The following is a 12,918-nucleotide window of genomic DNA, read 5'->3' as shown; positions in this document are numbered from 1 at the left end:
ACGGAACATTCACGATTCCGTTAACGGGCCGTAACTCTGGCTGGCGAAGCTCAAACATATATGAAACTCATCAGGCTTGCCCTTCTGCTTGCCATCTTCTGCATCCCGTCATTTGGCCAGATGACGACCGCGCGTCTTGTCGGTACCGTGACCGATCAGAGCGGCGCTGTGATTCCCAACGCAACCGTAGTCGTGAAGAACGTTCGTACCGGCGAGAGCCGTACGGTGACGACTAACGACTCGGGTCTCTATATCATTCCGTCGCTCGTGCCCTCGGAGTATGAGGTGAAGGTTACGGCGAGCGGCTTCTCTGACGCCGAGTCCAAGGGCGTGGTCCTTGCCGTGGGCCAGGAGCTGGTGAAGGACATCAGCCTGCCGGTGGCCGGCAGCGCAACGTCTGTGCTGGTCGATGCCGGACAGCTCGTTGCTCTGGACACCTCCTCGGCGCGTATCGGCGCCAACGTCGCCAGCCGCGAGATTGAAGACCTGCCGATCAATGGACGCCAGGTCTCGCAACTTTATCTGCTGGCGCCGGGCGCGACCAACGTCGGCTCGGGCAACTTCGGTGAGATTCGCTTCTCCGGCCGCGCCGTGGAGCAGAACATTCTTCGCCTGGACGGCGTGGAAGCTACTGCCATTATCGACGCCGCTCCCGGCAACTTGAACGGTGAAGCTAACTCGATCTTCCGTCTGCAGCAGTCGCTGGAAGCCATTCAGGAGTTCCGTGTCGACTCCAATAGCTACCCCGCCGAGATGGGCACCGGTACGGGCGGCCAGATCAGCTTCGTGACCAAGTCGGGTTCGAACGCGTTCCACGGATCGGTCTTCGAGTATCTGCGTAACGACTTCTTCGATGCTCGTAACACCTTCAATGCAGTCAACACCGCCAATAACTCCCCGAAGTTCCGTCTGAACCAGTTCGGCGGTTCGGTGGGCGGTCCCCTCATCAAGGACAAGCTCTTCTTCTTCGGCGTGTATGAAGGTCTGCGTCAGTACTGGGATGTCGCTTCGACCGGCAACACGATCTCGAACTACACCATCTCCCGCATTCCTTCCACATCGCCCATCCGCAATGTCGTAGGTGCCTACCCCGTAGATCCGAATCCGATCGCGATGGAGCTGCCGGGCGCGGTCTACAAAGATGGTACGGTCAATGGAGCCACCGGACGCGAACTGGTCTCGGTGAGCCGCGCAGTGCCCTTCTCGCTGGAGGAGAACTTCGCGGCCATTCGATTTGACTACCGCTTCAATGAGAAGTACTCCTCCTACGTTCGCTTCAACCGCGACCAGGGTACGGCGAACCAGACGCAGGATCCGGCGATGGGCCTGACGCAGAACAAGTATGTTCCGCAGAACGGCGTGATCGCATTGAACCAGGTGCTCTCGGCTTCGATGTTCAACGAGACCAAGGTGGGCTTCAACTATGCCAAGACCCGCGTCAACGGAGTCAGCGGACCCAGCCCCAATGCTGACCTGAGCGCCAGCCTGTTCAACATCGCCAATGCCGTCAAGCCGGGTGGTCTGGTGACGACCTCTTCGAGCTTTACCGGCCGTGGCGCACCGTATACCGCGTGGAGCATCTCGCCGATCGACAACTTCTCGATCATCAAGGGCAACCACAACATGAAGTTTGGCTTTGAATCGCGCATCATCAAGATCTTCAATGACCAGCTCGGCGGTACGCAGTACACCTTCAACAATGTCAGCAACTTCGTGAACAATGTTCCGGACACGACTGCTTTCAATGGTGACCTCAGCGCTCTCAGCCCGTTCAGCGGCCTCTCCGGCAATGCCCAGATGCGTCAGAACTACTACATCGGTTACGGTCAGGATGAGTGGAAGCTCCGTCCCACGTTGACCCTGGCTTACGGCCTGCGCTACGAGTACTTCCAGCCGCTGCACGAAGTCAACGATAAGTACGTCTTCTTCGACATGTCGACGGCTACGCTGTACTCCAGCGGCCGCGTCGCAGCGTTCCCCAAGTACAACAAGAGCTGGTTTGGCAGCTCTACCAAGAACTTCGGACCTCGTTTGGGCCTGACCTGGGCCCCTGCCGGTCTGCATAACAACACGGTGATCCGCGTCGGCGCCGGCATCTTCTTCGGCCCGGGCCAGACGGAAGATCAGGTTCAGCCGGAAGCAAACGATCGCGTCGGCCGCACCTTCTCTAACGGCGCACAGCCTTATCCAGTGAACACGGCGAACCTTCTGTCAGGCTTCGATGCCAACAACCTCTCGGGGTTCCAGCCACGTGCCTATGCGCCCAACTATCACCTGCCGGAGCGTGTGGCGACCTACACCTTCTCGATCCAGCAGCAGCTGCCGGGACAGATGCAGTTGATGGTGGGCTATGTCGGATCGCAGGGACGTAACCTGTTCCTCCGTTCGATCACCAACCGCATCACCGGCGTGACGACCAATGCCTCGACCGGAGCTGGTACCGCCGTTCGTGAGTTCGGCAGCCGCTTCGGCGAAATCGACTACAAGACCTCAGGTGGTACGAACCACTATCACTCTCTGCAGTCGACGCTGCAGCGCCGCTTCCGTCAGGGTCTGTCGCTGGGTGCGCAGTACACCTGGGCGAAGGAGCTTGGCACGACCAGCGGGTCGAATGAAGCCAGCACGGCGCAGAACCCCTTCGACTTCAATACGGAGTACGGCCGTGGCAACTTCGACATCCGCCACAGCCTGAACGCGACGGTTCTGTATGACCTGCCGATCGGTCATGGCAAGTCGATGGACTTGGGCGGCATCGGCAATGCGCTGCTAGGTGGCTGGCAGGCCGGCGGCATCGTGAATTTCCGCTCGGGCCTCCCGATCGACGTTCTGATCACCCGTCCGGACATCGCCTACGTCGGTACGCCGGTCTCCGGTACGTACGCCGGCAAGGTCTACTCCTCGCCTGTGCTCTCCTCCTCGTGCCCGGCTTACTCCAGCGGCGCCACGAGCGTGAATGCGGGCGTCTGCACCACAGCTGTGGTCAACGTTCCGGGTGGCGGTAACACCCGTAACATTCGCCGCGTGAACCTCTTACCTGGCGTCAATCCGTATACCAACGCCGGCAAGCAGTTGCTGAATCCTGCTGCGTTCACGATTCCGACTCCCGGCACCTTCGGTTCGCTGCGCCGCAACGCTCTGAATGGAGCCTCGCTGGCCCAGCTTGATTTGACCCTGGAGAAGACCTTCGCCATCACCGAGCGTGTGAAGGTTGACTTCAAGGCGGAAGGTTTCAACATCCTCAACCATCCGAACTACGCTGTTCCGGGCGCCCTGCGCCTGTCGCAGGGTATTCCGACCGGCGGCAACGCGGCCACGACGACCATCAGCAACGGCGTGCAGCCGGGGCAGGCGTTCTCTACCGGCACGGCAGGTTCGAACTTCGGAGCCTTCACCTCGACCGTTGGCAATCAGGTGGGTCAGGGCGCAAACCGTCAGCTCCAGCTTTCGGGCCGGATCAACTTCTAACCTGACGAAACGCAACTCCCTCGCGGCGTGCCCCAACCAGGGCACGCCGCACTTTTTTGGCGGCTTTTTCGCTTGACTCCGGTTTTTACCAGGGTTACTCTTTGCGCAACTTCATTGGCAGCTCTCGCCAACCCGGTCCGGCTCCCGTTAGCGCTAAGCGCAGCGCGGCGGCTGGATGCGGCATCTAATTCCCAGAGTCAGTCAACCTTCACCGCCGTACCTGCTGACGGAGGTCAGCAATCTGCTTGATGAAAAAAGCGCTTGAAATTACGCCCAACATCGAGCCCCTGTTCGGGACCCGCGACGAAAACCTTCACCTGATGGAAAAGGCCCTGCGTGTTGCCATCGACCTGCGATCGGATGCGGTGATGGTGACGGGCGATCCGGAGAGTATTGAACGGATCGAGAAGATCTTCACGGACTACGACCAGCTTTGCAATCAAGGCATTGTCCTGCAGAACGGTGAGTTGCATGGCATGTTGAAGCTGGTTGTCTCAGACCCGCGCATTACGCTGCGCGGACTGGTCGAAAGCGGACGGCAGCGCTCTACCGGCGTAAAGCGCATGGTACAGCCGCGTTCGCCCAATCAGCGAAAGTACATTGAAACCATCGAACAGAACGATATGTCGTTCGGCATTGGACCGGCTGGTACCGGCAAGACCTATCTTGCCGTCGCCATGGCGGTCTCGGCGCTGATGGCGAAGAGGATCAGCCGTATCATCCTGGTGCGTCCGGCGGTTGAAGCCGGCGAGCGCCTGGGCTTCCTGCCCGGGTCGCTGCAGGAGAAGGTAGACCCGTATATGCGTCCGCTGTATGACGCTCTGTACGATCTGCTGGATCCGCCGCGGGTGGACAAGATGCTGGAGACCAACGTCATCGAGATCGCGCCGCTGGCCTTTATGCGCGGCCGTACGCTGAATGACGCCTTCATCATCATGGATGAGGCCCAGAACACAACCAACGAGCAGATGAAGATGTTCCTCACCCGTCTTGGATCCAACTCCAAGGCGATCATCACCGGCGACCTGTCGCAGATCGATCTTCCGAATCCCAAGAAGAGCGGCCTGCTGGAGGCGCTGCGGGTGCTGGATGGTGTGGAAGGCATCGGTTTTGTTCACTTTGAAGATGCGGACGTCGTACGCCACCATCTGGTGCAGCGTATTGTGCGTGCCTACGACACCTACAACCGGGAACAGCAGGAGCTTCCGCTGGGACTCGAAACCTCTCTTGGGGACGCCCTGCCGGCGCCCCCTCCGGTCAAACGAATCGCAAAGCCGCAGTAGAGCATTTTTACTGTAGGTGTAGTGCAGGGCTTTCGCATCTGTGGGCGTTTTCCGTAATGAAAACGCCGCTGCACTCCTTTTGCGGGATGCCCAGCAACAGTGAAAAGGCTTCTAGACGGCATTGAATCGGGTACCATCATGAAAAGAGGGCGTTACGCCCTCTTTCCTGTTTCTGCATGATTCGCATCGAACCACAACAGATGCCTGCTGCCGCGGAGGTCAATCGAACCCGCTTATCGCGCTACCTGCTGCGCGCGCGCCGCGCCGTGTGCCTGGAAGGCCAGGTGGATGTGCTACTTACGGACGATAAGACGGTGAAGCGGCTGAACCGCGACTTCCGCGGCAAGAACAAAGCGACGGATGTCCTGTCGTTCCCTGCCGGCGATTTTGCCGAGGGAATCGTAGGAGACCTTGCTGTCTCGCTCGATACTGCCGCAAAACAGGCAAGGCGCTTCGGCCTCACCCTCGAGGATGAGATAAAGACGCTCTTGCTGCATGGCCTGCTGCATCTGGCGGGTTACGACCATGAGACCGACAGCGGAGAGATGGCTGCCGAAGAGGCACGTTTGCGGGCGAAGCTGCGGCTGCCCAGCAGCCTGATTGCGCGCGTGGAGGGTGGCAGGCGATGAGCTACTGGGCCCTGGGATCGCTGGTTCTGTTGCTGGTCGTACAAACGCTCGCCTCCTACATCGACCGGGTCTACTCGGAGATGGGCAAGTTCCTCTCCCGCGATTTCCAGGAGAATGTCGATGCCTGGACGCGTGCGGTTGAGCCGAAGATGATCCTCGGCCGGGATACGCTGGCGCTTTCGGCCTCAGTGTTGCGACAGATCACGCTGACGGCGATCGCCGTATTGTTCGGCGCCAAACTTTACAGTTCGCTGACGCTGTTGCCGATCCTGCGGCATGGCCCCCGTCTGCCTGACTTCGCGATGACAGCGGTCGAGCTGGTGAGTATCGTCATCCTCTTCGATCGCCTGATCCCCTATCTGCTCTTTGTCCGGACGAGGGGACTGTGGATTGCGCGCCTTCGCCTGCCGCTGGTACTGATCTTTTTGGCGCTCTTGCCCATCACGGGTTTGTTGAGCCTGTTGATCTCCATCATTGCGCTGGCGGAGCCCGAGGAACCGGAGGAGGAAGAGAACTCCTCGGAGGGTGTGGACGCGCTGCTGGATGCCGGCAAGGAAGAGGGCATTCTGGAGGAGAGCGACCGCGAGCTGGTGCGCAGCGTCGTGGAGTTCGGCGATAAGGTTGCGCGGGCAGTGATGACGCCTCGTCCGGAGATGTTCTGTGTTCCCGCCACCATGACGCTGGAAGAATTCACAAGCCTGATGGCAAAAGAGGCGTATTCGCGTGTGCCGGTCTATGGCGAGTCCATCGACATCATTACCGGCATTGCGTTTGCGCGCGATCTACTGGGAGTAGCCGATTCTGAGGCAGCTCGTCAGACGGTGGCCAGTATTCAGAAACCGGTCGCGTTTGTTCCTGAAACCAAGAAGGTCAACGAGCTGCTGAAGGAGATGCAGCGGGCCAAGCAGCACATGCGCATCGTGGTAGACGAATATGGCGCAGTGGCCGGGCTCCTCACGATTGAAGATCTGCTCGAAGCGATTGTCGGCGACATCGAGGATGAGCACGATGTCGAAGAAGAGACCAACGAGCCGGTCGGCAATCCACAAGAGGGATGGTCGGTTCCTGGGCGTTTTGAAGTCTCGCGCCTGCGGGATCTCTTTGAGAGTCAAAACGATGAGTTTCCGGTCGATCTGGAGTTGCCTTCGAATGCGGAGGCAACGACGGTCGGCGGTCTGGTAAGCGAATTAGCCGGTCATATTCCGCACTCGGGAGAGGTGGTGGACGCCGGGCGCCTGCGGCTGGAGATCCTGTCGTCGACCGACCGGCGTGTGCAGCGTGTGAAGGTGCAGATGGCCGCTTCGCCCGAGACGGCGGATAATCAATAGCGATGCCTATTCGTTCCGGATTCGTTTCCATCGTCGGCCGTCCCAATGCCGGCAAGTCGACGCTGGTGAACGCGCTGCTCGGCCAGAAGCTGGCCATTGTGACGCACAAACCACAGACCACACGCAATCGCATTCAGGCGGTGCTGGAGGTCCCTCTTAAGAAAAAGACAACACGCCATCCTGGACATCCAGCGGCGCAGATCGTCCTGGTGGATACGCCGGGAATCCACAAGCCCAGCACTGAGCTTGACCGCCGCATGATGCAGGAGGTGCACGACGCCCTGGAGAGCCGCGATGCGGTGATCTTCATGGTGGACGTGACCCACAGGCTGCCACAGGAGGGAGAAACAGTAACCGGCAAGGCGAAGCTGTCGCTGGACGAGCACAACTTCACGCTCGGGTTGGTGAAAAAGTTGGACTGCCCGGTGATCCTGGCGCTGAATAAGATCGATGAGCTACAGCGCGATCAGTTGCTGCCCCAGATCGCGTACTGGCAAAAACAGCATGAGTTCGCTGCGGTCATCCCGATCTCGGCGAAGAAAAAGGATGGCTTGGAGCGATTGATCGAGGCCATCGTTGCGGTGTTGCCTCTGGGCGAACGCTACTTCCCGAAGAACCAGATTACCGACCAACCGGAGCGTTTCCTGGTAGCGGAGCTCATCCGCGAGAAGGTACTGCTCTATACCGGCGAAGAGGTGCCCTATGCGGCGGCGGTTGTCGTCGAGCGCTTTGAGGAGCCGGTAAAGAAGGGCGCCGCGACGCGCATCGCCGCGGCGATCTACTGCGAACGCGATGGCCAGAAGGCGATTCTGATTGGCAAAGGCGGAGCGATGCTGAAACAGATCGGAACCGCTGCCCGCAAGGAGATGGAGTATCTGCTAGGTGGCAAGGTCTTTCTGGAGTTGTTTGTGAAGGTGCAGTCGGAGTGGAGATCGTCGCGTGGATTTATCGATGATCTCGACTGGCGCAAGCAGTTGGAAGATCTGGCGATCAAGCAATCGAACGAAGAGTAGGGAAGGGTATCACCGGTGGCCCATGTCCCGGGTCCCCAACGAACTTGTTCCTTGGGGTGGTGCCCCGCTCCTGGGACATGGGTATTCGCGCTCCGCGCGAACTGCGTTTGGTAATCAGCAGAGAAGCAGATTTCTCCGCTCCCTTTGGTCGCTACGAAATGACAAACAAAAATTTTCCTGGCGAATACATTCGCTGGGCGAAGCTCGACATGTCTATTTATTTGTCATTTCGTAGCGCAGCGGAGAAATCCGCTTCTCTACCAGTTCGGACTCGCACAGAAGTCCTAATAGATCGTGTTCTCCAGAAACTCGTTCAGGAACTTACCCTTCGGATCGTAGTGGTAGATCAGGTTCTTGAAGCGGGTCAGGTTAGGCAGGCGGCGCTGCAGAACACGCGGGTCCATGGTGAAGAACTTGCCCCAGTGGGGAATGGCGCCAAAGGGTGAGAGTACGGCTTCAATCTTTGGAACCAGGTGCGCTACGGCTTCCGGTTCGGCCTTCCATGTGAAGTGAATGCCGAGCGAGTCGCGGCGGTAGTTTGGACTCATCCAGAGGTCGTCAGCGGCGATGGCTCGCAACTCGGTGACGTGCAGATGCGGTGTGATCTCATCCTTCAGCGTCTCGACGGCGAGGATGGCGTCATAGCCCATGTCGATAGGGACGAAGAGCTCGGTCTGGATCTCCGCGCCGGAGCTGGGAGTGAACTCCATACGGAAGTGCGGCAGGCGCTCGTGCCACGGACCGGGCACACCAAGCTGCTGGGTGCAGTTCACAGGATCGTGTCCGGCGAGTGGATGCAGATTGGCAGTCGCTTGTGTCGTTCCATAAAACTCCGCCGGTGCAGCAACACCGTCATCCACACGTTGTTTCAACCACACCTGTGTGGCACGGTGGTTCTGCCACGTGGTGAAGAGTGAGACGGAATAGGCTGCGTCCATGATGGTGCGCAGGTTGTCTCTCAGATGATCGAAGGAGAGATTCTCATAGACTGTCTGCGCAACTTCGAAGGCCGGTTCGATCTGCAGTGTGATCGAAGTGACAATGCCGAGTGCACCAAGGGAGACAACGGCTCCGGGAAAAATATCGGGATTCGCATCGCGCGTCAGCGTGACCAGGTCGCCGTTGGCGTTCAGCATCTCCAGACCGACGACCGCAGCGGCGAGATTACGATTGCGCAGCCCTGATCCATGGGTTGCTGTCATCACACCGCCCACGACCGAGATATGCGGCAGAGACGCGAGGTTATGGATGGCATAACCCCGGCTGTGCAGCCACACGGCCAGATCACCGTAGCGAACACCTGCACCCAGGGTTACGGTTCGTGCCGCTTCATCCAGCGTGATCGAGGTCAGGCGCTCCAGGGAGATTTGGGCACCGTCGCTGTCGGCGATACCGTGAAAGCAGTGCCGCGTGCCCAGTGCGCGTAGTTGCGGTGTCTGCCGCACCAGCTCCTGCGCCTCTTCCACGGAGGCAGGGATCAGCAGATCGCCGGCGTTATAGGTGTAGTTTCCGGCCCAGTTGGTACGGGGTGCTGCATTCGTCATGGTCTTGCTTATTCCTTGATGTTGATGCCGAGGGCCTTCATCTTGCGGTAGAGGTGTGAGCGTTCCAGGCCAAGGAGTTCGGCCGCGCGGCTTACATTGCCGTGGACGTCGTCCAGTTTTTTCAAAATGTAATCGCGCTCATAGGCCTCACGTGCCTGCAGCAGCGTGGGGAAGTCTTCTGTCCGGCCTGGTTTGCCTGGCTCGCGATAGACCAGTACGGGAAGATGTTTGCGTTCGATGCGCTGCACGCGCGGATTCAGGATCAGCACACGTTCAATGACGTTACGTAGCTCACGCACATTGCCGGGCCAGTGATAGTGCTGCAGTGTGGCGATGGCGTCATCCGCGATCTCCATGCGTGGGCGGCCGTACTGCCGGCCGAATTCCAGCAGAAACTCGCGTACGAGCAGAGGAATGTCTTCCTTGCGGTCGCGCAGCGGCGGAACGAAGAAAGGGATGACGTTCAGGCGATAGAAGAGATCCTCACGGAAGTTGCCGCGGGCGATCTCTTCCTGCAGGTCCTTGTTGGTTGCGGCGATAACGCGGACATCCACTGCGATGGGCGAAGTGGCGCCCACCGGAGTAAAGCGCTGCTCATCCAGGGCACGCAAGACTTTGGCCTGCGTCTTCAGGCTCATGTCGCCGACCTCATCTAAGAAGAGAGTGCCCAGGTGAGCGCGCTCGAAGGTGCCGGGCTTATTCTGCGTCCCGTCTCCGCGCTGGCCGAACAGCTCGGCTTCGATGAAGTCTTCGGGGATGGCGGCGCAGTTGAGCTCGACAAAGGGATGTTCCTTGCGCAGCGATTCCCCGTGCATGGTGCGTGCGATCAGCTCTTTGCCGGCTCCGGACTCACCATAGATGAGAACCCGGCCGTTGGTAGGCGCCATCAGAGCGATCTGCTGCCGCAACGCCTTCAGTGGGACGGACTGCCCGGTGAGTGTGGCGCTGGTGGCAAGCTGGCGTTTGAACTCCTGGTTCTCCAGGCGGAGCTGGCGGGCCTGGATCGCGTTCCGCAGCACGAGCAGCGTGCGGTCGAGAGACAGCGGTTTTTCGAGGAAATCGAAGGCGCCCAGTTTGGTGGCGCGAACCGCAGATTCGATAGTGCCGTGGCCGGAGATCATGATGACCTCCGGCGGTGAGGAGAGATTCAGCGCTCGAAATTGCGCCAGCAGATCAAGACCGTCAGCATCCGGCAGCCAGATGTCGAGCAGAACGGCGTCCCAGGTGCCATCCTGCAGCAGCGCCAGACCTTCGCCGCCCGTGGCGGCGCTGGCGACGTGATATTGCTCATCGCTGAGGATGCTTTCGAGTGAGGTGCGAATAGAGGCTTCGTCGTCGATGACGAGAATGTGATTCATGGGGGAGGACTCAGTTGCTGGCTGTGAGTTGCTGGTTAGGTTGTGTGGCCTGGTTGTCTGATTCCGATGCCGAGGGCAGCTCGATAATGAAACGTGCGCCGACTGGTGTGGCGTTCTCAGCGCGGATAGTGCCGTGGTGCTCTTGTATGATCTTAGCGGCGATGGCGAGACCGAGTCCCGTTCCACGCTGTTTGGTGGAGAAGTAGGGAAGGAAGAGACGTTCCCGCATCTCGTCGGTGACGCCGGTACCGGTATCTTCCACTATCAGCTCCACCATGCCCGAGGGCAGAAGTGAGGTGCAGATACGCAGCTCGCGCAGAAGCTGGCTCTGCATGGCCTCAAGAGCGTTATCGATCAGATTGGAGAGAGCACGCTTCAACGCTTCGGGATCAGCCAGGACGAGAGGCAGGGACGGCGAGAGGTTTTGACGGATGCGCACGTTCTGGGTGCGTCCGGCGAAGAGAGCCAGCGAGTTTTCGACGATGGTGTTCAGGTCCGCGGGGCGGGGACGCGCCATGGGGAACTCGGCGAGCGACGAGAACTGATCGACAAGTGTACGCAGGCTCTCGACGGCGGAGAGAATGGTTTCGGAGCTGCGTCGAATCACCTGCGGCGAGGGCGACTCGAGCTGCGCCTCCTGGAGCTGGGTTTCAATGCGGCCGGCGTGGCGCTGGATCTGCTCTGCCGAAAGCGAGATGGGCGTAAGCGGATTTTTGATCTCGTGGGCGACGCGGCGGGCAACTTCTTTCCACGCAGACTGGCGCTGGGCGCGCAGCAGTTCCGTTGCATTCTCCAGAACAAGGACATAGCCGCGATGGTTTCGCTCGGCGGACTCCAGCAGAGCGACCGTAACGGAGAGGTTCAGGCCCATCATCTCGATCTCAGTCGATGCCGAACCCATACGATGCGATCGCCGGAAGAGCCGCTCAAACTCCGGCATGTGTTCAGCGGGGATGACGGAGGAGAGGGCTACACCGGTGAAGGCACGCTGGCCGCCAGGATCAAGCATCTCGCTGAAGGCGCGGTTCGCCAGGACGGCCCGCTGGTGGATATCCAGCATGACCACGCCGTTGGGAATGGTCTCAAGCATTGTCTCCAGTTCTTTACGGCGGGCCTCCAGGGCGGCATTGGCAAGAGAGAGCTGCTGGGTCGATTCGGTGATCTGCGCGCGGGAGCTCTGCAGGTCGGTCGCCATGTGATTGAACGACCGCACCAGCTCACCCAGTTCCTCCGTGGCGCTGGCTTCGACGCGGCGGGCGTAGTTACCGGCGGCAATATCTTCCATTGCGTCAGCCAATGTCTCTACGGGCCGGGTGACCTGCCGGGAAAGGTGAAGGCCCAGCCAGACCGAGGCGAAGAGCGCCAGGCCGGTGATCATGAGCAGCAGCAGCATGTACTGGTTGCGGATGGAGCGGCGCGTGCGGAAGAGGGTCCAGTAGGTATCGGCAGCGGTGCGGATGCGGCTAACGGTGTCGGACATACCTGGCGGCAGCGGAAGGCCGACGACAACGATGTCTCCATTGGGTTTGACCCATGCTGTACCCAGAGCGAAGTCCTGGTTGCCTACGGAATAAAGGGGGTCGTCGGAGCGGAGCGCCGTTTGGAGTAGCTCCGAGACCGATGCGGCCGCCGCGGCCGCAGCGCTTCCCTCCGGAAGAAGCTGTTTGATGACAACATGGCCATTCTGCTCCTGTGGCAGATGGATGGCCGCGACCAGAGTATTGTTGCGGTAAATGGCGACAAAGCCGCCCTGCAAGGTGATCTCGTGTTCCTGCAGTTTTCTGAGCAGATCTTTGTTGTTGCCGGGGAGAGAGGTGGCGATGGCCTGCGCCTCGGCGCGTGCGTTGGCAGCAGCGTAGCGGGAGAGCTCCACCGCGAGCGAGTTGGAATCGTCGCGGAGCTGCGTCACCGGCTGTGAGAACCAGCGCTCGACGGCGCGATTCATCAACAGATAGCTGAAGGCGAACATGAAGGCGATGGGCAGCAGTGACAGGATGACGGCGCCCCAGACCATGCGCGCCCGAAGCCGGGAACCGAGAAGGCGCGAGCGATGCTCCGCATAGAGCTTCAGCAGGTTGCGCGTCAGCAGGATTAAGACCACCACGAAAAGCAGAAAGGCGATGGTCGACAGAGCCGTAAAGAGAAAGATCTGCGGCGTGGAGGAGGGGTCCAGGAAGTCGAGCTTGAAGGCGTTCAGGGCAGCCAGGGTGAGGAACAGGACCAGCAGACACACACCGAGCACGATGGTAAGGGCCTTGCGCGTTGGCGTGGCGGGGCTCATGCGGTCCGTGAAGATTA

The 12,918-nt window shown here is 59.8% G+C and carries 8 protein-coding genes; 5 read left to right on the top strand and 3 right to left on the bottom strand.

Annotated features, from left to right (window positions below; translation table 11 throughout):
- The first annotated feature begins 60 nt into the window (after positions 1-60).
- The 5 genes from OHL21_RS22665 to era all read left to right on the top strand — a co-directional run bounded on the left by OHL21_RS22665 (position 61) and on the right by era (position 7,718).
- On the top strand, positions 61-3,465 hold the full coding sequence (locus OHL21_RS22665; RefSeq protein WP_263419581.1) for a TonB-dependent receptor: 3,405 nt from the start codon (positions 61-63) through the stop codon (positions 3,463-3,465).
- Between the two features lie 245 nt (positions 3,466-3,710).
- Positions 3,711-4,748, top strand: a complete 1,038-nt coding sequence (locus tag OHL21_RS22660; RefSeq protein ID WP_263419580.1) for a PhoH family protein — start codon at positions 3,711-3,713, stop codon at positions 4,746-4,748.
- A gap of 176 nt (positions 4,749-4,924) precedes the next feature.
- Complete coding sequence (ybeY, locus tag OHL21_RS22655; protein WP_263419579.1) at positions 4,925-5,377, top strand: rRNA maturation RNase YbeY; 453 nt, start codon at positions 4,925-4,927, stop codon at positions 5,375-5,377.
- Positions 5,374-6,705, top strand: coding sequence for a hemolysin family protein (locus tag OHL21_RS22650; protein WP_263419578.1), 1,332 nt, complete (start codon positions 5,374-5,376; stop codon positions 6,703-6,705). Before ybeY ends, OHL21_RS22650 begins: the two co-directional genes overlap by 4 nt.
- Before the next feature lie 2 nt (positions 6,706-6,707).
- Entirely contained in the window at positions 6,708-7,718 is a 1,011-nt protein-coding gene (era, locus tag OHL21_RS22645; RefSeq protein WP_263419577.1) for a GTPase Era, read from the top strand.
- A 284-nt stretch (positions 7,719-8,002) separates the two neighbouring features.
- On the opposite strand, the gene OHL21_RS22640 is transcribed toward era, so the two are convergent.
- The 3 genes from OHL21_RS22640 to OHL21_RS22630 are packed head-to-tail and all read right to left on the bottom strand — an operon-like array spanning position 8,003 to position 12,901.
- On the bottom strand, positions 8,003-9,262 hold the full coding sequence (locus OHL21_RS22640) for a D-arabinono-1,4-lactone oxidase (protein WP_263419576.1): 1,260 nt from the start codon (positions 9,260-9,262) through the stop codon (positions 8,003-8,005).
- An 8-nt stretch (positions 9,263-9,270) separates the two neighbouring features.
- A complete protein-coding gene (locus OHL21_RS22635; RefSeq protein WP_263419575.1) occupies positions 9,271-10,620 on the bottom strand; it encodes a sigma-54-dependent transcriptional regulator in 1,350 nt (449 codons plus the stop codon).
- 10 nt (positions 10,621-10,630) lie between these two features.
- On the bottom strand, positions 10,631-12,901 hold the full coding sequence (locus OHL21_RS22630) for a sensor histidine kinase (RefSeq protein WP_263419574.1): 2,271 nt from the start codon (positions 12,899-12,901) through the stop codon (positions 10,631-10,633).
- Positions 12,902-12,918 lie beyond the last annotated feature (17 nt).

The sequence above is a fragment of the Terriglobus albidus genome (genome assembly GCF_025685425.1).
GTDB lineage: Bacteria > Acidobacteriota > Terriglobia > Terriglobales > Acidobacteriaceae > Terriglobus > Terriglobus albidus.
Note: the sequence above shows the minus strand (reverse complement) of the source record. Positions and strands in the feature narration are given on the sequence as shown.

Excerpts from the sequence above, each read along its gene's own strand:
- OHL21_RS22665 (WP_263419581.1), top strand. The coding sequence starts at position 61 with ATGAAACTCATCAGGCTTGCCCTTCTGCTTGCCATCTTCTGCATCCCG.
- OHL21_RS22640 (WP_263419576.1), bottom strand. The coding sequence starts at position 9,262 with ATGACGAATGCAGCACCCCGTACCAACTGGGCCGGAAACTACACCTAT.
- ybeY (WP_263419579.1), top strand. The coding sequence starts at position 4,925 with ATGATTCGCATCGAACCACAACAGATGCCTGCTGCCGCGGAGGTCAAT.
- OHL21_RS22635 (WP_263419575.1), bottom strand. The coding sequence starts at position 10,620 with ATGAATCACATTCTCGTCATCGACGACGAAGCCTCTATTCGCACCTCA.
- OHL21_RS22630 (WP_263419574.1), bottom strand. The coding sequence starts at position 12,901 with ATGAGCCCCGCCACGCCAACGCGCAAGGCCCTTACCATCGTGCTCGGT.
- OHL21_RS22650 (WP_263419578.1), top strand. The coding sequence starts at position 5,374 with ATGAGCTACTGGGCCCTGGGATCGCTGGTTCTGTTGCTGGTCGTACAA.
- era (WP_263419577.1), top strand. The coding sequence starts at position 6,708 with ATGCCTATTCGTTCCGGATTCGTTTCCATCGTCGGCCGTCCCAATGCC.